The sequence below is a fragment of the Desulfohalobium retbaense DSM 5692 genome (assembly GCF_000024325.1).
In the GTDB taxonomy this organism is placed as follows: domain Bacteria; phylum Desulfobacterota; class Desulfovibrionia; order Desulfovibrionales; family Desulfohalobiaceae; genus Desulfohalobium; species Desulfohalobium retbaense.
In genome coordinates this window covers 2,833,078-2,855,541 of sequence record NC_013223.1, presented here as the reverse complement: position 1 = coordinate 2,855,541, position 22,464 = coordinate 2,833,078, and the positions used below count along the sequence as shown (strand labels likewise).

Here is a 22,464-nt window from a genome sequence, read left to right as displayed (position 1 = left end):
CCTGAACGAATCTCGTTTCATGTCCCAAAGGATCTTTTCGGGACGGCGCCGGCAACGTGACCGCGGCTTTGCTGCGCTTTGCCAAGCAAAACGCCCCCGGTACCGGGGGCGTTTTGAGCGCTCTCAGCTTACTGGACCGTATCGAGCCAGTCGTCGCTGTTGAACCATTTGTCGTAAATGCGGTCGTAGCGACCGTCGTTTTTGATCTGGCGCAAGAAATTGTTCAACCAGTTCAAGAAGTCGGGATCACCTTTGCGGATGCCAAAGGCCAACGGTTCATACGTGAAAGGCTCGTCCAGAAAGGCGACCTTCCCCTTGCCCTGCTGGGCATTGAAAATGGCGTTGAAGGGCAGGTCGTAGACAAAGGCGTCCACTTGACCGTTGAGCACTTCCAGGGCCCCGTCTGCTTCCTTTTCATACGATTTGTAATCAGCCTTGGGCATATACCGTTTGGCGGCCATTTCCCCGGTGGTGCCCAGACGTGAGGCAACAGTATACTGACCGTCATTGAGGTCGCGGTAGGACTCCACTTCCTCTTCCAGACCCTTGCGCAACAAAATCGTCTGTCCCACGACAATGTAGGGATCGGAAAAATTGATCTGCAGATTGCGTTCCTGGGTCACGGTGATCCCGGAGATGATGATATCAAACTTTTTCGTCAGCAAGGCGGGAATAATTCCGTCAAAATCCGTATTGACCGGGACGAATTTGACTCCCATGGACTTGGCCATCTCTTTGGCCAGAGCGATATCAAAGCCCACATAACGCCCCTTGGTGTCAGTCATCTCAAAGGGCATATATCCAGGATCAAACCCAACGCGGAGTTCGCCGGACTTCAAAATACGCTCCAGGGTCGATTTTTGTGCCAACTCAATATCCGCTGCCTGGGCAGACAATCCGCCAAGACATACAAAAACCACCACCAGTGCTGCCAACCATTGCTTCGCCATACACGCGTCTCCTTTTGTGTTCTACTCTGTTTTCCTCTTATTTTTTGCAGCGCGCTACACAGCCATGCCAGCGCTCCAGGCCTGGAGTCTGCTCCTGCAAAGGCTTGTTCTTCGTTGGGAGCACCGGACCGCGTCTCAGCAGCGTGGGCAAAAACACCGTGTGCGCTCTGTGGCCGTTTCCCTGGAAGATTTTGCTCCCATTGAGAAATGGGCACCGCCTGCTGGAACGATCCACCACGTGTTCACAAAAACTGTTCTCCAAATGTCTTTGCCCGCGATTGCAGCAAACACAGCGCAAAGAACGATTTGGGGAGCAGGTACCGCCTGCTAATATTTCCCTTCGGTGAGAACTTCTTTAATAACCATAGGTATTCGACAATACTCACATTTTGGTATTTCTTCCTCTGGAAGGGAAATCACCCGCGATCGCCTGCACTTCGGACATTCGACCTCAACAAATTCCCGCTTATACCGGTCTTTAAATGAGGAACGGTGCATATTCCTTCCTCCCGCACCCCAAGAGATGCTTCTGGTGTGACGAATTGGCGTACTTTGGTCCATGTCCGGGGAAAAATCAAGACACGATCAGTCCTGAGCGCGGGTTGGCGGAGGGGTCAGCGCTGCTCGACAGATTCTTGCAAATCCGAAGAAAAATCCATTCCTGCGGCAAACCAGTACAACTCGCCGTCAGGGCGGACTAGGGTGGCGGGCAGGCGGGGATCTGGCCTGGAGTGCAGAACTTCGGTGGTGATCGCGGCCTTGCGCTCTCCAGAGACAAGGAAGGCGATATTTTTGGCTTTGTTCAAAACCGGCAAGCTCAGACTCAGGCGCGGCAGATTGGGCACCGCGGCCACGGAAGGCGGTACGGTCACGACCCAATGGTTTTGTTCCTGCAAAAGCGGGGAATGGGGAAAAAGCGAGGCCGTGTGTCCGTCGTGGCCCAATCCGAGCAGGAGGCAGTCGAACACCGGCAGCGGCCCAGGACCGAAAAACCGCTCCAAAACAGCGGCATAGGCCTGGGTATCGGCTGCCGGATGACAGCCGCTGACTGGCATGGGGTACATGCCGGCCGGACCGTGGGGGGCTTGATTCAGAAAACGGCGCCTGAACTGACCGAAATTGCTGTCCTCCCGGCCATAGGCAACCCACCGCTCATCGACCCAAAAGAGCGCCATCTTGTCCCACGGCAACCGCGGATGCCATTGCGGTTGAGCCAAAAGGGAGAAAAGCTCCAAAGGAGTGCTTCCTCCAGAAATGCCAAGGACAAACGCACCGTGGTCCTCGACGGCCTCAAAAGCGCGCTGGATCAAAAATTCAGCAACGCTGGGAGCCAAATCAGCGGCGCGGGGGAAATGGCACAACCAGGTCGCGCTGTCCCGTTCCGGAAGGACAAGAGGCGTACAATCGGACATCAAGCCTCCTTCACATTCGCAGTTCCACGCCGAAAGCCAAAAGGGTCTCTGGTGACAGCGGCTCCGAGACTGGGCCCCGACCCGGGAATCCTCCCGGCGCCTGTGCAGGCCTTACGACCCTGCGCAGACAGGGAGGTTTCACATGAAACATCCGGGAGAGCTCACCTTTTTTCCCAAGGGGGCAAAAACCCCTCGGCTGCCTCAGGACCCCAGGATCCTGCGGTATAGAGGTGGGGCTGCTTGCCGGGATCGTTTTCACACCCTTGCAGAATCGGGTCCAGGAATCCCCAGCAGAGTTCCACCCCGTCCTGACGCCAGAACAAGGTCTGATCCCCGAGCAGGCAATCCAGCAAGACCTTTTCATAGGCCTCGAGGACTGGGCCGGCCGTGCCGTGGTGGTAGTCGAAATGCATCTGGACCGGTCGCAGACACATCTTGGCCCCGGGGCTTTTGGTCTGAAACTCGAGACTGACCTCCTCCCGGGGCTGGATGCCAAGGACCAGACTGTTCGCAGCAATATCCTCGCTCAAGACACCTCGAAACAACGAGTACGGCACATGTTTGAACTGGATCCGGATCTCGGTGCGCTTGGCTGCCAGCCGTTTGCCCGAGACAAGATAAAACGGCACTCCCTGCCAGCGCCAGTTGTCGATATACAGCCGCATTGCGGCAAAAGTGGGGGTCTGGGAGTCCTTGGCGACGCCGCGTTCCGTACGATAGGCAGGTACCGCTGCTCCGTCGATTTCGCCGGCCGCATATTGCCCGAGAACAAGATCCGACTGGACACGCTGCGGATGAAACGGACGAAGGCTCCGGTATATCTTGGTCTTTTCGTCGCGCACCCGGTCGGCCTCGAAATGCGATGGCGGTTCCATGGCGCACAGGGACAAAAGCTGCATCATATGGTTTTGAAACATGTCCCGTAAGACGCCGAAACTATCATAATAGCCAGCCCGGTGGCCCACACCGATGGACTCGGCGGCCAGGATCTGAACCGAATCGACATAGCGGCGGTTCCAGACCGGTTCGAAAATCGTGTTCGCAAACCGGAGCATGAGGATGTTCTGCACCGTTTCCTTGGCCAGATAGTGGTCGATACGGAAAATCTGGTGCTCCGCAAAATGGGTGTGCAGACTCGCATCAAGCGACTCGGCCGAAGCCAGGTCCCGGCCAAAGGGTTTTTCAACCACAAACCGGCTCCATCCGTGGTCTTCAGCCGCCAAACCGCTTGCCCCGAGGCCGTCGGCTATAGGGATGTACACCGTGGGGGGCACAGCGAGATAGAACAGCCGGTTGCCCTCGAGTCCGAGCTCGGCATCGATTTCTTCGAGGCGCTGTGCCAATGGGGCATAGTCGCCGGTATACTCCTGTTGGATGTACCGCAGACGCGGGGCCAATGTCTCCCAGGCAGCAGCGGAATAGGATGCGTTTCCGGCGACCTGGTTGTGCATATGCTCGCGAAATGCAGCGTCTGACCAGGACGAGCGGCCAACACCGATAATGGCCAGCCGTTGGGGCAGGACCTCTCCGGCAAAAAGGGAAAACAGAGCAGGAAAAAGTTTGCGGGAGGTCAGGTCCCCGGTGGCACCGAAAATGACGATGGCCACAGGTTCCTGGAGCGGATCCGGTCGGCAGGACATATGGGCCGTGGTTGCAGAGCGTATTTCGGTCTGGGGAGGGGGAATCTCTGGCATACGGCCTCCGTCTCAGGGGTGTTGGACTCCAATTGCGGTGCTCAAGAGGCACTCCGGCGGACAGCATGGCCGCCGAATTGTTCCCGCAAAGCGGCCAGCAATTTGTCCGCAAAACCGGCGTCGTCGCGGGACCGGAAACGTTCCATCACAGCGAGGGTCAAAACCGGAGCGCTGGTGGAGGAGCGCAAGGCTTCCTCTACGCACCACCGCCCTTCACCGGAGTCTTCGACATAGGGCTTGATATCGCTGAGTTTGGGACTTTCGGTAAACGCCCGCCCCGCTAATTCCAAAAGCCAAGAGCGGATAACGCTGCCGTGTTGCCAGACCCGACTGATGGCGGCATGGTCCAGTTCAGAGCCGTAATCAGAATGCTCAAGCAAGGCAAACCCTTCGGCATAGGCCTGCATCATGCCGTATTCAATCCCGTTGTGGACCATCTTCACAAAATGGCCCGCCCCACTTGGCCCACAATAGAGGAATCCGTTTTCCGGAGCCAGGGAACGCAACAACGGCACAATATGTTCATAGGCCCGCGGCGGTCCGCCGACCATGAGGCAGAAACCCTTCTCCAGCCCCCAGACGCCACCACTGACACCGGCATCAAGAAAATCGATCCCCCGGGCTGCGAACCGTTCGTGATGGGCCGGAGCATCGCGGTAGTTGCTGTTGCCCCCGTCAATCACGATGTCGCCCGATTCGGTCAATTCCGCCAAGCGGGACACATACTCGCCAAGAACCCCTCCAGCCGGGAGCATACACCAGATCACCCGCGGCGGTTCGAGCCGCTGCACACACTCCTCAAGGCTCTCGCAGGGCACCGCGCCGTAAGCAGCGAGTTCCTGACTACGGGCAACAGTGCGGTTGTAGGCCACCACCTGGTGCCCGGCTTGGAGCAGCCGGCGGCTCATATTCCACCCCATCCGACCAAGTCCGATCATGCCAACGTGCATAGCGCCTCCGGTGCCGTCGTTCAAAGTTCAAAGGTCATGCGTCGTTATCATATGTACGTGTTTGAACTGTGTGTTGCGTTGCGGCCAGGGGAACAATGGGTGGGGCGAGTTTCACTCCTCTTCCACTACAGCAAGTCCCTGGGTCAGAGTATACAGACACTCCCAGACCGCGTCGCGTTTGGCAAGCGGACACTTGAGCCGCCACTCGAGGTCGACGCCGAAATGTTCATCGACGATGTCCACCCCCAGGACCCCAAGGCGGTGGCGCAAGACTCCCGCACAATGGTGTGGGACGAGTACATGCCACAGGACACCGGGCACGTAATGGTGCAGGCCAAGCCCCCGCAAACCGAGCTGGACCAGGGAGGTGTAAGCCCGAACCAATCCCCCGGTGCCCAACTTTGTGCCGCCAAAGTACCGGCTGACCACCATGGTGAGCTCCCCCACCCCGCTGCAAAGAAGGGTCTGCAACATGGGGGCTCCGGCCGTCCCCGCTGGTTCGCCGTCGTCACTGGCACCGACGAAACGGCTGTCGCCTGCGGGCCCAGCCACGAACGCCCAGCAATTGTGCGTGGCGTGAGGATGGTCCTGTTGGACAAAGGACACAAATTCCCGGGCGGCCTCCGGATCCGGGGTGTGCCCGGCAGTGACCACAAACCGGCTGTCGCTGATCCGCTTTTCAGCACAATGTTTGGAAACCGCCGGAATGCAATAGCTTTGGCTCATTGCCGTTCTTCCTTGTTCCCTGGGGCTAAAAGCCAGGCGACCATTCCCCCGTGCAAGGAAAAAGCGTTCTCAAATCCGGCCCGACGCAGACGCCACGCCACAACCGGCGATCGGTGTCCGGTCAGACAGACCACCACAACGGGGCGGTCTTTGGGTAACGGCAGGGCACGGCTGCCCCAGAGAAGGTCTGGTCGGTGAATCGCTCCGGGGATATGGCGCCAGGAAAATTCCGGTCCGGTCCGCACGTCGAGAAGGAACACCCTGCCGTTTTGGCGCCATCTCCTGAGATGGCTCACGGAGACAGAGCCGCCACCTAGCAAAGACCACAAGGGTTCCCAGGCCAGGAACACTCCTGCAATACCCAGGGTCCACATCATCCACACCGGCACGATCCGCTCCAGGGTAAACAGTGTCCCGTCTTGAGCCTCGGTCCCAGCTCAGCGGACATTGGCTTGGCATTCATCAACGGGGTCCACGCCCCTTGAAAAGGCTTGGCACACAGCTCCATCGGCCTACGGCAGCGGTAACACCCGTTCGTCATAGAGATAGACCATGCCCTTCACCACTCTGTAGATCAGCCAGACTGTGGCAGCAAAGAGAATTGGGATGCCGATGAAGACCACAGCGGTAATCGACCCCAGGCTGATCCAAAGAAGTCCCCACCAGAAGGTCCGGATCTGCCAACGGAAATGGCTTTCTAGCCAAGTCCCTTTGACATCATCTTTTTTAATATAATTCAAAACGATAGCAACAATCGCCGTAATACCGAAAACCGGGGAGGCCGCGTAGAGAATATACGTCAACCAGGTCAGTTTTCGGGAAGTCTGCAGTGCCGCTCCCCTGTCAGGAATCGTTTCCCAACGTCCGCCGGAAAAAGCCATATCGTGTCTCCTCGTTCTCTGCCTCGGATACAGGTCGAATATGTACATTGCCGGGGAGGTGGCCACAAGGTCAAGATCGATCCGCTGCATAGCGCCGCGAACCAGACTTGGGCACCAAAAACCACAGCGCCTTGCCCCCGTTTGGACTTCGCGCTAGACAGGAAACTATCCTCGGACCAAGAGCAGGACCTGGCCCATGTATCCCTTGCGCTGCCTTCTTGCCCATCCGGTTTCTGAGATCCGGCAGACGCTGCGCGACCATTGTCAGCGCGTGGCCTGGCTCCGTGTCGTCGGGGAGGCTGCCCGGGCCAACGAGGCCCTGGAACTCGCCCAGAACATGGCCTACAACGCCCTATTCCTTGCCCCCGGACCTATGGGGGAGTGTACCGGACTGGAACTCGCGCGTCTTCTGAAGACCATGCCCTTGCCGCCGGCCCTGCTCTTTGTCGCCACGACCCAGGATCAGGCCTTGGAAGCCTTTGAGCTCGGTGCCCTGGACTACTTCCTCTGGCCCGCTTCAACCGAACGACTGGACCAGTGCCTGGAAAAAATACGCCGCATACCTCCGCCTCCCCACGCTGTCCAGAACACGACTGCAGGAAACAACGCGCCGCGCCCCGCGCATAAGCGCGAAACACTGCGACTCGATCTCGGTGATGACGACGAAGAGCACTTTGTTGAAGCCCTCAAGGCGACCTGGAGCGAACCGCTGGCCACGTCTGCGCAGAGGCCGGACAAACTTCCGGTCCAAAGCGCGGGCAAAACCCTGCTCATTCCCTATGTGCATATAATCTTTATTGCTGCCGAAGACGACTACTGCTTCGTCCACACCAGTTCAGGCAAATACTTGAACGCCTCCCGGCTCAAAAATCTGGAAGAACGTCTTGCCCAGCACCGTTTTTTCCGAATCCACAGAAAATACCTGGTCAATCTTGATATGGTCACAGAGGTCGCCAGCATGCCCGGAGCGAACCTCATGCTCCGCACAGCAGGCACGCCGCGAATCGAACTCCCGGTGAGCCGGCGGCGCATCCAGGAATTGAAATCGCTTTTGGGGCTTTAACCCAGCCGGAAACACAGGCTCAGTGCCCTGGAGAGCCCTGGTCGTTTGTCCAGGAACCGACAACCCCGAGGAAGTCCATGTCTGAACAGCACGCCCCGGAAGAACATCTTTTTCGCCCCGCGGCTCCCGTGCGCATGGGAGCGAATCTCTCGGCCCAGGAGATCGAGCAGGCCAGGGCCTGGTTCGCCGACAACCCGGAGGGGTTCTGGGAACAGGCGGCCAAGGAATTGCAATGGAACGAGCCGTGGCACACGGTGTGCGACGACGGGGACCCGCCGACCTGGTTTGCCGGTGCCAAGTGCAATATCGTCCACAATTGTCTCGACCGCCACGTCCACTCCGCCAACCGCAATAAATTGGCCCTTGTGTGGGAAAGTGAAGCCGGGGAAACCCGGAAATGGACCTATTTTGAATTGTCCCGAGAGGTGAACCGCCTCGCAGCGGGCTTGCGCCGGCTGGGGTTCCAAGCAGGATCGGTTTTCGTCCTTTGCCTCCCCCCGTTGCCGGAAACCGTGGCCCTGAGTCTGGCCATCGCGAAAATCGGGGCCGTACAGAGTCATGTCTTTGTCGGGTATGCGGCCAAGGTCTTGCGGGCCAGGATCGCCGCCCTGCAGGCCGAATGCGTCGTCTGTGCCGACGGTTTCGCCCGCAATGGAAGTGTTGTGGGCCTCAAAGAGATCGTGGACACCGCCTTGGACAGCCCGGAAGGCGACAGCGTCGAACTGACCATCGTCGTCCCGCGCCTGGGCATCAAACAAAGCCTGCGCACTGACCGCGACCTCGCCTACGATGATGTCCTCCATCCGGTCCACGGGAACGAGCCCACCACCGCTCTGGACAGCGACCACATCCTCTTCGTCCAGTACACCTCCGGGACGACCGGGACGCCCAAAGGGGTGGTCCATACCCACGGCGGATACATGGTCGCCTTGAATCGGACCATGAACTGGGTTCTGGATATCAAGGCCACGGACATCCTCTGGTGTCAGGCGGATCTGGGCTGGATCACCGGGCAGAGCTACGCCCTGTGGGGACCGTTATTGGCGGGCTCGACCACAATGCTCTACGAGGGACACCCTCTGTACCCCAAAGCCGACAGGATCTGGCGGATTGTCGAAAAGGCCGGTGTAAGTATCCTCTACACCACGCCGACGCTGATGCGCATGGTCAAACGCTACGGGCCGGGCTTCCCCGCCCAGCATGATCTGAGCGCACTCCGCCTCTTGGCCGCGGTGGGCGAACCCCTGGCGCCGGAGGTCTGGCTCTGGTGGCATGAACACATCGGTCAGGGGCAATGCCCCCTGCTCAACACCTGGTGGCAGACCGAAACCGGCGCCATCGTCATTTCCCCCTTGCCCGCCAATACCCTCAAACCCGGCTCTGTAGGACGCCCCCTGCCGGGCATCCAGGCGGCCGTAGTCGATCCCGAAGGGACCCCTGTGCCGGCCAACACCACGGGGCATCTCGTGCTCTACGGGTCGTGGCCCGGCTTCTTCAACGGCTTATTCCGCGAACACGACCAGAGCTTTGCCGGCTATTGGAGTCCCTCGCAAAAAACCTATTGGACAGGTGATCTGGCGCGGCAGGATGCGGACGGCCATCTCTGGATACTCGGCCGCCAAGACGAGGTCCTGAATATCGCCGGACACATTCTGGGAGCCACTGAAATTGAAAACGGTCTGCTCGTCCATCCGGGCGTCCACGAAGTCGCCGTGGTCCCTGTACCTGATAAGATCCGCGGTCAGGCGGCCAAGGCCTATGTGGTCCTCAAGGAGCCCCATCAGGCAGGAGACGCCTTGAAAACGGCCTTGACCGAACTGGTGCGCCAGGAACTCGGTCCCGTGGTCCGAATCAAGGACATCGTCTTTGTCGAGACGCTTCCCAAAACCGGGTCCGGGAAAATCCTGCGCCGTGCCCTGCGTGACAGCCCACCAGCCTGAATGTTTGCAATGTCGTTTGCCATCGTCCTGAAACCGGACTCGTCCCCTGCCCCTACCAGCGGGATTTTGCCCCAAGTCTGAACCCCACCTGATACGAGAGTCATCCTCTCCGCGCATGGCCTGAAAAGACGGCTCTGCGCAGGCGAATGGCACCGGTCTGTTTTTTCCCCCTTACCGCTTACCGCTCAAAGCGACCGCTTACCGAAAAAAAGCTGCCTTCTTGAAAACATCCGGGCATCTTCAATGCAAGAATCGTCCTCCGGCGTTCCGATGCCACTTTTCACCCTCAGGAGGCCACCATGAACACCGCTACCCTGTATTGGCGACAGAATCTGCGCCTGATGGCCGGACTTTTATCGGTCTGGGCCCTAGTTTCGTATGGCTGCGGCATTTTTTTCGTCGTTCCCCTGAACACCATCCGACTTGGAGGCTTTCCTCTGGGCTTCTGGTTCGCCCAGCAGGGATCAATCCTGGTCTTTGTGGTCCTCATTTTTGTCTACGCCTGGCGGATGAATCATCTCGACCGCAAATACGACGTCCATGAATAACCTGCCTGGGTGGTGCCCCAAGGCGCGAGACCTTGTATTCCGCTGGACCGGGACCTGATCAGAAGCACGCTTTACCAAGGGGAATTATGATGGATTCAGTCAAAATGTGGACCTTCATCATGGTCTTTTGCACCTTTGGACTCTACCTGTATATCGCCTGGCGTTCGCGGGTCAAAGACACCAAAGGATTTTATGTTGCCGGAGGAGGCGTTCCGGCGCTGGCCAACGGCATGGCTACGGGGGCCGACTGGATGAGTGCGGCCTCGTTCATCTCCATGGCCGGCCTGATTTCCTTCATGGGCTATGAGGGGTGCATCTATTTGATGGGCTGGACAGGAGGATATGTGCTTCTGGCCCTCTTTTTGGCCCCCTATTTACGGAAATTCGGTAAATTCACCGTACCCGATTTTGTCGGCGACCGGTATTATTCGACCACAGCCCGAGTTGTGGCCCTGATCTGCGCCATTTTTGCCTCCCTGACCTATGTCGCAGGGCAAATGCGCGGCGTGGGCATCGTTTTCAGCCGTTTTTTGGAAGTCGACGTAACCACAGGGGTGGTCATCGGCATGGCCATTGTCTTTTTCTACGCCAGTCTCGGGGGCATGAAAGGCATCACCTGGACCCAGGTCGCCCAGTATTGCGTGATGATCGTGGCCTTTCTGATCCCGGCGATCGCCATTTCCCTGAAAATAACCGGACAGGCGGTTCCGCAACTCGGCTTCGGCGGGACCATCGCCTCGGGAAGCAACGCTGGTCAGTACCTGCTGCAGACCTTGGACCAGATCAGCACGGATCTCGGATTTCGGGAATACACCTCGGCCTTTGGCGCAGGGAACAAATCGATGCTCGATGTGACCGCTATCGCCCTGGCCCTCATGGTCGGTACCGCCGGTTTGCCCCACGTCATCGTCCGCTTCTACACCGTGCCTTCGGTCCGTGCCGCACGGCTGTCCGCCGGATACGCCCTGCTGTTTATCGCCATCTTGTACACCACCGCCCCAGCCGTAGCTGGTTTTGCCCGCTACAACATGATCAACGCCTTAAACGAGACCCCGTACGCCGAAGCCCCGGCTTGGTTCGCCAATTGGGAGGACTCCGGGCTGGTCGCTTGGCTGGACAAAAACGACGACGGCCGGATCCAATACCGGGCCGGAGCCGCCTTTTCCGGCAAACCCGAATTTCGGGAAGCCAGAGGCTCCCATGGCCAGCGCCTGCTGAACAATCCCCCGGGCCCGACATCCAATGAACTCTATGTCGACCGGGACATCATGGTCCTGGCCAATCCGGAGATCGCTGATCTGCCGCCCTGGGTAGTAGCCCTGGTCGTGGCCGGAGGGTTGGCAGCTGCTCTGTCCACCGCTTCCGGGCTCCTGCTGGTCATCGCCTCCTCGATCTCTCACGACCTGTATTACCGGATCCTCAACAGGCAAGCCACGGAAAAACAGCGGCTGCGGCTGGGACGGATCATGATCGGCATTGCTGTCATCGTGGCCGGCTATTTCGGGATCAACCCACCAGGATTTGTGGCTCAGGTGGTCGCCCTGGCCTTTGGCTTGGCCTGTTCCTCATTTTTTCCGGTCCTGGTTTTGGGGATCTTCTCCAAGCGTGTTACCAAGCAAGGAGCCATCGCAGGCATGATCACCGGGATTGGGTTCACCATTCTCTATATTGTCCAAACCAAATTCCTGGGTATGGATCCCTGGCTGCTGGGCATCAGCCCGGAAGGGATCGGCAGTGTGGGCATGATCCTGAATTTCACGGTGACTCTGGGAGTTTCTGCGGTCACTCCCCCGCCGCCGCCAGAAATCCAGGAATTGGTCGAGCATGTGCGCACGCCTCGCGGCGCCGGAATGGCCATCGACCACTAACCAGACACAAACGGCCTGCGGGAAGGATGGCCCGCAGGCCGTTGCCGGGAGCGGAGCATGCCACGACACCACCGCCACAATTCCCTGGAAGCCCAGTCCATAGTCGACTTTTTGAGCCAGACCCTGCCCTTTGCCGATCTGCCGCGCGACACGGTGGCTGATTTGGCCCGGCAGTGTGAAATCGATTTCGCCCCGAACAAGACCTTGCTCTTTCGGGAAAATGTAACCGTTATCAACGCCCTGCTTATCATCCAAAAAGGCGGAGTCCGGCTCTTTATGCGCGATCAGAGCGGCATCCCCATCCTGACCGATTACAGAGGGGAGGGGGACACCCTCGGCGGCCTGGGGCTGCTGCGCGGCAGTAAAGCGACCATGAATGCGGAGACCGTTGAAGATACCTTTTTCCTCCGCCTGCCAGCGAAATACTTCCACCAGGTCCTCAACGCCTATCCGGCCGTGGCCAAGCATTTTCTGGACAAATTTTCCGGGGACTTTTTGAACCGGGCCCTGGACAGTCTGCGCCAAAGCACGCTGCATTCCGAAACCACCGCCCCCCTGCCCCTGTTCACCACCCGCGTCGAGGAATTGATCGCTCGGCCACTGGTCAGCATGCCGAGTCACATGCCCTTGTGGCAGGCCGCGGAAAAAATGAGCCGGGAAGGGGTCGGTGCTCTTTTGGTGTACTCAGAGGAAGGGATCCCAGCAGGGATCGTGACTGACAAAGATTTCAGGGACAAGGTGGTGGCCCAGAAACGGGACGGCAACGAGCCCCTCAGCGCGATCATGAGTGCGCCGGTTGAGACGGTCTCGGGGCAGACAACGAGCATCAACGCCTTACTCCAGATGATGGAAAAACATTTCCACCATCTGGTGGTCGAAGACAGTGCCCATACCCCTTGCGGCATGATTTCTTCGCACGATTTCATGCTCCTGCAGGGCCAATCCCCGTTTTCCCTGTTCAAGGAACTCCAACGAGCAACCCATCTCCATCAACTCCACGGGTTCGCGGCCAAACAGACCCGGCTTATGGCCAGCCTGTTCGGTCACGGCGCCACCACCACCCACTTGGGACACCTCAATGCAGCCTTATACGACCTTTTGACCGAACGGCTGGTGACCCTTTTGCAGGAGCATTTCGGACCGCCTCCGGCTCCCTTGTGCTGGATGTGCATGGGCAGTGAGGGACGACGGGAACAGGTTCTGCCGACAGATCAGGACAATTGCCTGGTCACGGCCGAATTGCCTCCGGAGCAACGCCAGGCCGGCAGAACATATTTTCGCCACTTCGGCGAAGCCATGGTCGAAGAGTTGATCGCCTGTGGCTTCCCGCCCTGCCCGGGCGAAATGACCGCGGCGAGCCCTCATTGGAACCAGAGCATCACCAAATGGGAGACCACCTTTTCCCATTGGCTCCGGGAACCGGATTCCAAAGAGATCATGTTGGCCACGATATTCTTCGATATCCGGTCGGTCACTGGACACCCGGGGCTTGGGGAACACCTGCGCGATCTGATCCAGAACAAAGTTCCCCGGGAGGATATCTTCCTGCGCCACATGGCTATGGACTGCTTGACCTCCCGCCCTCCCCTGACCCTGTTCAAACAATTCGTCATGGAAAAGGACGGGGCTTCTAAAAACCGCCTGGACCTCAAAGGACGCGGCCTGATGCCGTTGATCGACGGGGTTCGTATCCTGGCCCTGGCCGCAGGCATCCGGGCCACGGGAACCTTGGAACGGCTTGAAGCCCTCCGTCTCCAGGCTGAAATTTCGGATGAATTGTGCTCGGAACTCAGTGAGGCCTTTGAATTTATCAGCCATCTGCGCACAGCGCACCAATTACACCAATGGAAAAACGACCAGGCCCCGGACAATCTGCTTGCCCCGGAAACCTTGACCTCCTTGGAAAAACGGACCCTGAAGGAAGCATTTGCCGTCATCAGGCGCGAGCAGCAGTTCATCCGCGACCGCTTTCGGCTCCATATCTAGCTCGTCCTGTGGAAAAGGAGATTGCCAAGGCAAATGGCCAGGGGCGGGGAATACGAGGCAGGGACAAAGGGATTGAGGGATCCATGAAACGGTATACGATGGCCCAATTCGAGGCGGGCGAGAGGCTCAAGGCCCACAAAAAGGTCTTTCAGGGACTGGACCCGACCAAGCCGCTGTCAGAGTTCTCCTTTTGTGTCCTGGACACGGAACTGACCGGACTCCGGCGGCGCCACGAAATTATCTCTATCGGCGCTGTGCGGATCGAACATCTGGCCTTAAAACCCCTGGACCGGTTTTATACCGAAGTCTGTCCCAAGGCTTGGACCAAAACAGGAACCCTGATCCACCGCATTTCGCCCCAGCAATGCCAGGATGCCCCAAAGATCGGGAAGGTCCTGCCCGAGTTGATCGCCTATCTCGGCACCTCGCTGCTTATCGGGCACAATATCGCTTTGGACCTCCAATTTCTCCAAAAGGCATGTAAAAAACACCTCGGCCACCCACTGGTGCATCCTTGTATCGACACCCTGCGCTTGGCCCGGGTCTATGAGGAATCCCGTTGGGAATCGTATTATGACCGCTTCACCCTCCGGGTGTCCTACCAACTTCAGGAGTTGGCCCAGGCCTATGGCCTGCCCTGCTTCCCGGCCCACAACGCGGCTTCAGACGCCCTGCAGACCGCCTATCTCTTTGTGTATCTGGTCCATAAACTCCGGGAAACTCATCCGCTGGTGACCCTGGAGGAACTGTACCGCTGCGGTCGCGGCTGGAGGTGGTATTTCTGAGTTCCGCGCCACGGCCGGAGCGCTAGGGAACCTGGAGGTCCGTCTTCCACGCGGCTCAAGATCAAGTGATATGGAAGAACTTGGTGTTCAAAACGACCAGGACAAGAGCGGCCACCAGCCAGGCCAGGACGCCCCAGAAAAGCGCCCAGGTCACGGGCAGACGCTGCTGGAGAAAATAAAAGGCGAGCAGAAAGGCGATAGGGGTCGGCACAGCGTAAATGCTGAACAAAGCAACCTTGCCCACTGTTTCGCTCCCAGCGCTTTGACCGAGAAAATAAAAGCTGACCAGGGTCACTGCCGGAAAAAGCACGAACAGGCCTGATATCAGTTCGTATTTCAGACGACCCAGGGCGGAAATCAGCACGACTGCTGTTCCGCCGGCGATAAAACGTAAAAGAATTTCTTGCATCGACATACGATCCCTTCTCAGTATTCTGAGTCCGGTTGGCAATCACCATGAGCACCTGGATCCGTGCCTCTGATTTTCAAACCACAGCCCCGGTTGCGGCCTCCAGTCTGGGACCACGCTTTGCTACCGGTGACGGTGAAAACCCACTGCACACGAAAGCCAAATCTCACGCTTTGAGATTCGCACCTGGAATAAACAATTTTTCGTCACAACCCGTTTACCAGACCATGTTTTCTACATGATGTCGGGCCTTTTCTGTTGGTAGTGCCCGAATCTGATTGAACACCTCCCGACACGCTGCATACTCCAGCCCTTTGACCAAGCCAACAGCCCTGACCTCATCCACGGCATGAGGATATTCACCCGCGACGGTTTCGAGTTCCTCTTTGGCCACAATCTTGTTGTAGACCAGGGCCTGAGCCGCGAGACGGTCCAGATGGTTCCCTTGGGCCCGGGGATGGAAAAGATACCACCAGGTCAATATGTCTCCAGGGGCTAGGGCCTGGCGACGGCCACAGAGGCGACGGTAGACCGGTTCGAGAACAAAGCGGATTCGCGGACGTACCCCGCGGCGAAGCAATTCGTTGACCAGGCTGAAATGGATATACCCGGCCTCAACATACACCGATTTCCCGCTCACCGCTTTTTCGCAGATCACTGCGGCGCGCATGGTGTCGCGCAGACGCCCCCGGGCGGCATCAGCCCGGGCAAAGGACTGCACTGTAGCCACAATGCGATCGAATTCAGCCTGGGCACTGGCCTGATAAAAGGCGAGGAGCCGGCGGGTCCACTCCCGCTCCGCCTCATACACCGCCAGCGTTGGCTCATCCTGGATCTGCTCTGGAGTGCCACCGGAGGCGAAAAATTCATGGATACGCACCAGTTCGTCCATGAACGGGTCCACTTGGCTCACAGCAACCCCTTTGCCCGCCAGACGGCGCAGCAGCCGGCAATGATCCTGTGCATACTGCGCAAAGCCATAGTCCGTGAGCTGAAGGTAGGTGTCTATGTCCAGTTCACCGGACAGCATTTCGGAAAATCCTGGGGTCTGAGGCTCTTCCAGCCACACGCTGTCCGATTCGACCATACGGGCTTCCGTCAAAGGGATGGCTTCCGGACGATAGGTTGTCAAACCCAGAGTGATCATAGCGTAAGTCCTTTGCTGTTGACCCGGGGGGAGGCCGAGCCTACCGTTGCGGTCAATACATAGGTCGTCTTGGAGCAGGGGCAAGCCCTGTGAAGGATTTTTTTTCGGATAGCCTAACTTTTTTCCTGCTCACCACTACCGCCAGCGAGAGAGAAAATCATATGGGGGAAATAGTTGTTGCGGCGGCCACCTTGGCTGCTCTGGGCGCGGGATTGGGAGGACTGATCGCTTGCGCGGCCAAAATCTTTTACGTCCCGACCGACGAACGGGTCACAGCGGTCGAAGAGGCTTTGGCCGGGCTCAATTGCGGCATGTGCGGCTACGGGAGTTGTTATGCGTACGCTGAAGCCATTGTTCACGCTGGTGATGCTGTCGACAAATGTGTCCCCGGCGGAGCGGCCTCAGCCCACACGATCGCTCAGGTCATGGGCTACCCCGAGCCGGAACCCGGTGCCCGGCGCTGGACGCCACAAGTCCATTGCCGCGGGGGTGCCCACGCCGCGGCGCGCCAGTTTCACTACGGAGGCGTCGCCGATTGCCGGGCGGCAGCCCTGTACCACGGCGGTCCCAAACAATGTCGTTATGGTTGTCTGGGCCTTGGTTCCTGTGTCCGGGTCTGCCCGGTGGAGGCCATCGATTTCGACGGCAGTGATCTGGTCTGGGTGGATCAGGCGGCTTGTATCGGATGCGGGCGTTGCGTAGGCATTTGCCCTACCGGCGTCATGCGCTGGATTCCAGCGGACGCGGAGGTTATGGTCGCTTGCAATTCCCTGCATAAGGGACCGGTGGTCCAGAAACAATGCCGTGTGGGGTGTATCGGGTGCAAAAAATGCGAAAAGGCTTCCCCTGACGGCGGGTTTCGGGTCTCGAACTTTCTCTCCCGGATCGATTACGACACCGACGGCGACCGACGCCGCGCCGCTGAAACCTGTCCCACCGGCTGCATCCTGTCTCTTGCAGCCCGCTATTAGCCGTTCCTGCCTGGATTTCCTCGAAATCCGAGGCTTTTTCCAGAGCCAGACAGGACAGCCGGCGTCCGGGTATCCGGGCGCCGGCTGTCAAAAGGCCGTATCAGGTCGGTATCTCCCAATACCAGCGCAAGCTGCAATACGTTCAACCGGTTACGGAGAAATACGTGGCGGCGACCTTGAACTTTGTCTCGCCGTCCCTTGGGATTTTTAAACGACCTGCATTATGAGGACTTGTTCACCAGCCAGTTCTACGCACGACCAGTATCAGGAAGAAAGCGCCTCTTCACTGACAATGCGGTCAAAGCAGACCACGGTGGCCTCGCTGTCCAAAGAGACCAATTTGACTCCCTGCGTTGCCCGCCCGCAGATACGGATATCCGCGGTACCGATGCGCAGCATCTTGTGCATAGAAGTCAGCATGATCAGTTCGTCGGTTTCGTCGACCATCATCGCCCCCAAGACCCCGCCGGTCTTCGAGGTCAGGCGCATATTGATGATCCCTTTGCCGCCCCGCGATTGCTGCCGGTAATAGTCGATGGCCGTCCGTTTGCCATAGCCTTGTTCAGAAACAGTCAACAACTGATCCCGCCCGTCACCGTTGATGATCACACAAGAAACGACAGCATCCTCCTGGCGCAGGGCAATCCCTTTGACCCCGGCAGCGCCGCGGCCCATGGACCGCACCTCAGAGCAGGCAAAGCGGATAGCCACACCGTGATGGGTAATCAAAAAGATCTCCGATTCCTCGTCGACCTCGCGCACAGCGATAAGCTCATCACCGTCACGCAGATTGACGGCGATAAGGCCATGGGGCCGGTAATTGCGATACAAATGGACTGCAGAACGTTTGACCATGCCCTTTTTGGTCGCAAACAAAAAGGAGTGGTTGGCGTCAAAGTCCTTCATGCACAGGACGGTGGCCACATATTCTTCTTTGTCCAAAGGCAGGAGATTGGCGATGTGGGTCCCACGCGCCGTGCGCCGGCCTTCCGGGATCTGATAGACCTTCAACTGGTGCATGCGCCCCTTGTTGGTGAACAGCAACAGGTACTGGTGGTTGGTCCCAGTCATCAGATCGGTCACGAAATCCTTCTGAGCGACATTCGCCCCAGAAACCCCTTTCCCACCGCGTTTTTGCTGCTGGTAGGCCGACAGGGGGGTCCGTTTGATATACCCATTGCGGGTCAGGGTGATGACCACCTCTTCATCCGGAATCAAATCCTCGATATCGATCTCGTTGGGATCGCTTTCCAGGATCTCAGTACGCCGGGGTGAGGCGAAGGTCTTTCGCAACTCCTGAAGTTCATCGCGGACCACCCCGCGCAGGACTTCACTTTGTTCAATGATACTTTTGAGATATTCGATACGCTCCAGGACAGCCCGGTATTCCTCGAGCAGTTTGTCCCGCTCCAGGTTGGTCAACCGGTGTAAGCGCATGTCCAAAATGGCCTGACTCTGGACCTCGCTGAGCTCAAACCGCTGCATGAGCCCGGCCTTGGCTTCGGCCGGCGTGGCCGAGGCCCGGATCAAGCGCACGACCTCGTCGATATTATCCAGGGCGATACGCAGGCCTTCCAGGATGTGGGCCCGTTTTTCAGCCTTGTCGAGGTCATAGCGGGAACGGCGGAGGATAACCTCTTTGCGGTGTTCAAGGAAAAGTTCCAGGATCTGTTTCAGGCTCAACAATTGGGGCCGGTTATTGACCACCGCCAATAGATTGATGCCGTAGGAGGTTTCCAGGGCCGTATACTTGTACAAGGTGTTGATGACGATATCCGACAGGGTGTTCCGTTTGAGATCGATCACGATCCGGATGCCGTTACGATCGGATTCGTCGCGCAGATCGCTGATCCCTTCGAGTTTGCCCTCATTGACGAGCTGGGCGATTTTTTCGACCAGTGACGCCTTGTTCAGGGCAAACGGAATCTCGGTGATAACGATCGATTCACGCCCTTTCTTGGATTCCTCGACATGGAGACGGCTGCGGAGCTTGATGCTGCCGCGGCCGGTGGCGTAAGCCTGCCGCATCCCTTGCCGGCCGTACATCAACGCCGCGGTCGGAAAATCCGGCCCCTTGATATAGTGCAAGAGTTGGTCAAGCCCGAGGGAGGGGTCGTCCAGCAGGGCCAGCAAGGCATCGGTCACTTCGCCCAGATTGTGCGGCGGAATATTGGTGGCCATGCCCACAGCGATCCCCGACGCCCCGTTGACCAGCAGATTGGGGACCTTGGTTGGCAGGACTTCGGGCTCGTGCAAGGTATTGTCGTAATTCGCGCGGAAATTGACGGTCTGCTTGTCGATGTCCGCCAAAAACTCCCCAGAAATACGGGCCATTCTGGATTCAGTGTACCGCATGGCCGCCGGGGCGTCACCGTCCAGGGAACCGAAGTTGCCCTGCCCGTCGACCAGCGGATGGCGCATATTGAAGTCCTGAGCCATGCGCACCAGGGCGTCATAGACTGCCGCGTCGCCATGGGGATGGTATTTCCCGATGACGTCACCGACGATCCGGGCCGATTTTTTATACGGGCGGTTGTAAGTATTACCGAGGTCATGCATGGCGTACAGAATACGCCGATGTACCGGCTTGAGCCCATCGCGTACATCCGGCAAGGCCCGCCCAATGATCACACTGAGCGAGTATTCCAGATAGGACTTCTTGATTTCTTCTTCGATATGGATTGATTGCAACACGATTAATTCATCCTCCCGCTTGGGGCGTCAGTAGCGATAGCGTATTCACGCCGGCTAGATATCCAATTCATCGACACTCAAGGCATTGCGCTCGATGAAATCCCGGCGGGGTTCGACTTTATCTCCCATCAATTTACTGAAAATACTGTCGGCTTCCGCGGCATCTTCAATATCGACTTGAAGCAGCATGCGGTCATCGGGCTCCATCGTGGTCTCCCACAATTGTTTGGGGTTCATTTCCCCTAACCCTTTATACCGCTGGACATTTATGCCCTTGTCCGCTTCCGCAAGGACATGCTCCAGAAGGCCAAATGGGGAGTCGATATCCAGACTTGTACTCTTGCTGGTGACCGTGAAAATGAGTTCGGGACTGTGCGATTTGAGCTCATCAAGAATTTGGTAGGCAATTTTATAGAGCTTTGAGTTGAAGAACTCGATACCGAGATGGACCCGGTGGTCATTGCGATCGATAATATTCAAATACCAACGGCTTTCTTCTTCCTCTTCTTCTTCCTCAACCTCAAGATCGTAGCCGAGCTGCTCCATATATTCAAAAAACGGTGTATAGAGTTCCGAATCGCGCAACGTCTCTGGACGCAAGCGCTGTCCGTATTGGAGTATATCCCAAAACAGATCCTCTTGAACGCCGAAGTTGGCCACATCCCGCATTTTATCTTGCAAAGCGACAATAGAATCCAGCAATTGCACTAGGGCTTGCCCTTCAAAGGCGTGCTCAGAAGGTGTCGTGACCTTTAATTCATCGCTGATGCGTTGCATGAGGTATTGTTTGAGTTCGTTTTCCGTGGAAAGAAAACGTTCGAAATTTCCCTTATGCACCCGGTACAACGGAGGTTGCGCGATATACAGATAGCCATGCTCGATCAATTGCGGGTATTGCCGGAAAAAGAAGGTCAACAGCAGGGTCCGGATGTGAGCCCCGTCAACATCGGCGTCGGTCATAATGATGACTTTGTGATACCGCAGTTTCTCGAGGTTGATTTCCTCTTCACCGATTCCGGCCCCCATGGCGGTGATAAGATGCTTGATCTCTTTATTTTCAAGCATTTTGTCAAAACGGGTCTTTTCGACATTCAAAATCTTGCCCCGCAGAGGCAAAATGGCCTGGAATTTCGGGTCCCGTCCCTGCTTGGCCGAACCACCTGCCGAATCGCCCTCAACGATAAAGAGTTCACTCTCCTTGGGGTCCTTGCTCTGACAGTCGGCGAGTTTTCCAGGCAGGGCGTTGTCGCCCAAGGCGGATTTGCGGCGGACCAGGTCTTTGGCCTTGCGCGCTGCATCCCTGGCTCGGGCGGCATCAACGATCTTTTCGACGATTGCTTTGGCGTCCTTGGGGTTTTCTTCCAGATAGGTGCCTAGATGGGAGGAGATTACAGAGGCCACATGGCCGGCGACTTCGCTGTTACCGAGTTTGGTCTTGGTCTGCCCCTCAAACTGGGGCATGGGGAGTTTCACGGAGACCACGGCCGTCAGCCCCTCACGGACATCGTCGCCGGTAATCTTGGTCTTGAATTTCTTGGGAAGATCAGCGTGAAGAAGGTAGGTATTGATATTCCGGGTCAGCGCCGTCTTAAAACCTGAGAGGTGCGAGCCGCCCTCCTTGGTCCGGATATTGTTGGCAAAGGAATGGACATTTTCTTTGAACCCGCCGTTGTATTGCAGGGCGAATTCGATGGCCACATTCTCGACCTCCCCGTGCCCGTAAACGATCGAATGCAAAGCCCCTTCATCGGCGTTGAGATTTTCGATAAAGGACCGGATTCCCCCGTCGTATTTAAAACGTTGGCTTTCCTGGGTTCGTTCGTCGAAAAACGCGATTTCCAGACCACTGTTGAGATAGGCCAATTCTTCGAACCGCTTGGTCAAGGTTGCGGCGGTGAAATTGAGGTCGGCGAATATTTCTTCGTCAGGACGAAAACGGATGGTGGTCCCGGTACGGTGGGTCGGGCCGCGCTCTTCGAGTTCGCTTTTGGGCAGACCGCGTTCATAGCGCTGGTGGTATTTGGTTCCCGAGCGCTGGATAGTCACTTCGAGGTATTCGGACAAGGCATTGACCACAGACACACCTACGCCGTGCAATCCACCGGAAACCTTGTATGTTTCGTTATCAAACTTCCCACCGGCGTGCAGAACGGTCATAACGACCTCAACCGCCGGCTTGTTTTGTTTGGGGTGCATATCCACAGGAATTCCGCGGCCGTCATCGGAGATGGTCACGCTGTTGTCGAGGTGAATGGTCACCTTGACCCGGTTGCAATACCCGGCCATGGCCTCATCGATGGCGTTGTCGACCACTTCATAGACCAGGTGGTGCAACCCTTGCAGATCCGTGGATCCGATGTACATGGCTGGGCGCTTGCGGACCGCGGAAAGGCCCTCGAGAATCGTGATGCTGTCTGCGGTGTATTGATTTTTTTCCATA

Annotated in this window: 18 protein-coding genes; 7 read left to right on the top strand and 11 right to left on the bottom strand. The window is 57.6% G+C overall.

Translation table 11 applies throughout. From position 1 onward, the window contains the following. Window positions 1–128 precede the first annotated feature (128 nt). The 7 genes from DRET_RS12475 to DRET_RS12445 all read right to left on the bottom strand — a co-directional run bounded on the left by DRET_RS12475 (window position 129) and on the right by DRET_RS12445 (window position 6,613). Window positions 129–950: a transporter substrate-binding domain-containing protein gene (locus tag DRET_RS12475; RefSeq protein ID WP_015752906.1), complete on the bottom strand. Its 822-nt coding sequence runs from the start codon at window positions 948–950 to the stop codon at window positions 129–131. A 614-nt stretch (window positions 951–1,564) separates the two neighbouring features. After that, window positions 1,565–2,362, bottom strand: coding sequence for a 6-phosphogluconolactonase (gene pgl / locus DRET_RS12470; protein ID WP_015752904.1), 798 nt, complete (start codon window positions 2,360–2,362; stop codon window positions 1,565–1,567). 161 nt (window positions 2,363–2,523) lie between these two features. Then, window positions 2,524–4,056 carry a glucose-6-phosphate dehydrogenase gene (gene zwf / locus DRET_RS12465; protein ID WP_015752903.1) on the bottom strand — a complete coding sequence of 511 codons (1,533 nt, stop codon included), beginning with the start codon at window positions 4,054–4,056 and terminating at the stop codon, window positions 2,524–2,526. A gap of 41 nt (window positions 4,057–4,097) precedes the next feature. Further along, complete coding sequence (gnd, locus tag DRET_RS12460) at window positions 4,098–5,006, bottom strand: phosphogluconate dehydrogenase (NAD(+)-dependent, decarboxylating) (protein WP_015752902.1); 909 nt, start codon at window positions 5,004–5,006, stop codon at window positions 4,098–4,100. A 111-nt stretch (window positions 5,007–5,117) separates the two neighbouring features. Continuing rightward, window positions 5,118–5,732 (bottom strand): IMPACT family protein, encoded by a 615-nt coding sequence (locus DRET_RS12455; RefSeq protein WP_015752901.1) that lies wholly within the window; start codon window positions 5,730–5,732, stop codon window positions 5,118–5,120. Then, the gene (locus DRET_RS14070; protein ID WP_167317812.1) at window positions 5,729–6,106 is read right to left on the bottom strand and encodes a rhodanese-like domain-containing protein; all 378 of its coding nucleotides are present in this window, start codon (window positions 6,104–6,106) and stop codon (window positions 5,729–5,731) included. The genes DRET_RS12455 and DRET_RS14070 overlap by 4 nt, the downstream gene beginning before the upstream one ends. A gap of 138 nt (window positions 6,107–6,244) precedes the next feature. Then, window positions 6,245–6,613: a DUF4870 family protein gene (locus tag DRET_RS12445; RefSeq protein WP_015752899.1), complete on the bottom strand. Its 369-nt coding sequence runs from the start codon at window positions 6,611–6,613 to the stop codon at window positions 6,245–6,247. A gap of 196 nt (window positions 6,614–6,809) precedes the next feature. Here DRET_RS12445 and DRET_RS12440 point away from each other — a divergent pair, with 196 nt between their 5' ends. The 6 genes from DRET_RS12440 (at window position 6,810) to DRET_RS12415 (ending at window position 14,803) form a co-directional block, all read left to right on the top strand. Continuing rightward, on the top strand, window positions 6,810–7,676 hold the full coding sequence (locus DRET_RS12440; protein WP_015752898.1) for a LytR/AlgR family response regulator transcription factor: 867 nt from the start codon (window positions 6,810–6,812) through the stop codon (window positions 7,674–7,676). A 77-nt stretch (window positions 7,677–7,753) separates the two neighbouring features. Continuing rightward, the gene (locus DRET_RS12435) at window positions 7,754–9,616 is read left to right on the top strand and encodes an acetate--CoA ligase (RefSeq protein ID WP_015752897.1); all 1,863 of its coding nucleotides are present in this window, start codon (window positions 7,754–7,756) and stop codon (window positions 9,614–9,616) included. Window positions 9,617–9,915: 299 nt separating this feature from the next. After that, window positions 9,916–10,164, top strand: coding sequence for a DUF4212 domain-containing protein (locus DRET_RS12430; protein WP_015752896.1), 249 nt, complete (start codon window positions 9,916–9,918; stop codon window positions 10,162–10,164). 86 nt (window positions 10,165–10,250) lie between these two features. Next, window positions 10,251–12,032: a sodium:solute symporter family protein gene (locus DRET_RS12425; RefSeq protein ID WP_015752895.1), complete on the top strand. Its 1,782-nt coding sequence runs from the start codon at window positions 10,251–10,253 to the stop codon at window positions 12,030–12,032. A 57-nt stretch (window positions 12,033–12,089) separates the two neighbouring features. Then, on the top strand, window positions 12,090–14,018 hold the full coding sequence (locus tag DRET_RS12420) for a putative nucleotidyltransferase substrate binding domain-containing protein (RefSeq protein WP_015752894.1): 1,929 nt from the start codon (window positions 12,090–12,092) through the stop codon (window positions 14,016–14,018). An 83-nt stretch (window positions 14,019–14,101) separates the two neighbouring features. Next, window positions 14,102–14,803: a 3'-5' exonuclease gene (locus DRET_RS12415; RefSeq protein ID WP_015752893.1), complete on the top strand. Its 702-nt coding sequence runs from the start codon at window positions 14,102–14,104 to the stop codon at window positions 14,801–14,803. Between the two features lie 61 nt (window positions 14,804–14,864). On the opposite strand, the gene DRET_RS12410 is transcribed toward DRET_RS12415, so the two are convergent. Beyond that, the gene (locus DRET_RS12410; RefSeq protein ID WP_015752892.1) at window positions 14,865–15,218 is read right to left on the bottom strand and encodes a GlpM family protein; all 354 of its coding nucleotides are present in this window, start codon (window positions 15,216–15,218) and stop codon (window positions 14,865–14,867) included. A 211-nt stretch (window positions 15,219–15,429) separates the two neighbouring features. Next, a complete protein-coding gene (locus DRET_RS12405; RefSeq protein ID WP_015752891.1) occupies window positions 15,430–16,359 on the bottom strand; it encodes a hypothetical protein in 930 nt (309 codons plus the stop codon). A 161-nt stretch (window positions 16,360–16,520) separates the two neighbouring features. On the opposite strand from DRET_RS12405, the gene DRET_RS12400 reads away from it, so the two are divergent. Next, window positions 16,521–17,330, top strand: a complete 810-nt coding sequence (locus DRET_RS12400) for an RnfABCDGE type electron transport complex subunit B (protein WP_015752890.1) — start codon at window positions 16,521–16,523, stop codon at window positions 17,328–17,330. Window positions 17,331–17,594: 264 nt separating this feature from the next. Here the strand turns inward: DRET_RS12400 and gyrA are convergent, their stop codons facing one another. Beyond that, entirely contained in the window at window positions 17,595–20,024 is a 2,430-nt protein-coding gene (gyrA, locus tag DRET_RS12395) for a DNA gyrase subunit A (RefSeq protein ID WP_015752889.1), read from the bottom strand. Between the two features lie 54 nt (window positions 20,025–20,078). Then, on the bottom strand, window positions 20,079–22,463 hold the full coding sequence (gene gyrB, locus DRET_RS12390; protein WP_015752888.1) for a DNA topoisomerase (ATP-hydrolyzing) subunit B: 2,385 nt from the start codon (window positions 22,461–22,463) through the stop codon (window positions 20,079–20,081). Window position 22,464: the final 1 nt, after the last annotated feature.

What these genes read in the sequence shown, in the direction of transcription:
- DRET_RS12475 (WP_015752906.1), bottom strand. Translation starts at nt 950, where the DNA reads ATGGCGAAGCAATGGTTGGCAGCACTGGTGGTGGTTTTTGTATGTCTT.
- pgl (WP_015752904.1), bottom strand. Translation starts at nt 2,362, where the DNA reads ATGTCCGATTGTACGCCTCTTGTCCTTCCGGAACGGGACAGCGCGACC.
- zwf (WP_015752903.1), bottom strand. Translation starts at nt 4,056, where the DNA reads ATGCCAGAGATTCCCCCTCCCCAGACCGAAATACGCTCTGCAACCACG.
- gnd (WP_015752902.1), bottom strand. Translation starts at nt 5,006, where the DNA reads ATGCACGTTGGCATGATCGGACTTGGTCGGATGGGGTGGAATATGAGC.
- DRET_RS12455 (WP_015752901.1), bottom strand. Translation starts at nt 5,732, where the DNA reads ATGAGCCAAAGCTATTGCATTCCGGCGGTTTCCAAACATTGTGCTGAA.
- DRET_RS14070 (WP_167317812.1), bottom strand. Translation starts at nt 6,106, where the DNA reads ATGTGGACCCTGGGTATTGCAGGAGTGTTCCTGGCCTGGGAACCCTTG.
- DRET_RS12445 (WP_015752899.1), bottom strand. Translation starts at nt 6,613, where the DNA reads ATGGCTTTTTCCGGCGGACGTTGGGAAACGATTCCTGACAGGGGAGCG.
- DRET_RS12440 (WP_015752898.1), top strand. Translation starts at nt 6,810, where the DNA reads ATGTATCCCTTGCGCTGCCTTCTTGCCCATCCGGTTTCTGAGATCCGG.
- DRET_RS12435 (WP_015752897.1), top strand. Translation starts at nt 7,754, where the DNA reads ATGTCTGAACAGCACGCCCCGGAAGAACATCTTTTTCGCCCCGCGGCT.
- DRET_RS12430 (WP_015752896.1), top strand. Translation starts at nt 9,916, where the DNA reads ATGAACACCGCTACCCTGTATTGGCGACAGAATCTGCGCCTGATGGCC.
- DRET_RS12425 (WP_015752895.1), top strand. Translation starts at nt 10,251, where the DNA reads ATGATGGATTCAGTCAAAATGTGGACCTTCATCATGGTCTTTTGCACC.
- DRET_RS12420 (WP_015752894.1), top strand. Translation starts at nt 12,090, where the DNA reads ATGCCACGACACCACCGCCACAATTCCCTGGAAGCCCAGTCCATAGTC.
- DRET_RS12415 (WP_015752893.1), top strand. Translation starts at nt 14,102, where the DNA reads ATGAAACGGTATACGATGGCCCAATTCGAGGCGGGCGAGAGGCTCAAG.
- DRET_RS12410 (WP_015752892.1), bottom strand. Translation starts at nt 15,218, where the DNA reads ATGTCGATGCAAGAAATTCTTTTACGTTTTATCGCCGGCGGAACAGCA.
- DRET_RS12405 (WP_015752891.1), bottom strand. Translation starts at nt 16,359, where the DNA reads ATGATCACTCTGGGTTTGACAACCTATCGTCCGGAAGCCATCCCTTTG.
- DRET_RS12400 (WP_015752890.1), top strand. Translation starts at nt 16,521, where the DNA reads ATGGGGGAAATAGTTGTTGCGGCGGCCACCTTGGCTGCTCTGGGCGCG.
- gyrB (WP_015752888.1), bottom strand. Translation starts at nt 22,463, where the DNA reads ATGGAAAAAAATCAATACACCGCAGACAGCATCACGATTCTCGAGGGC.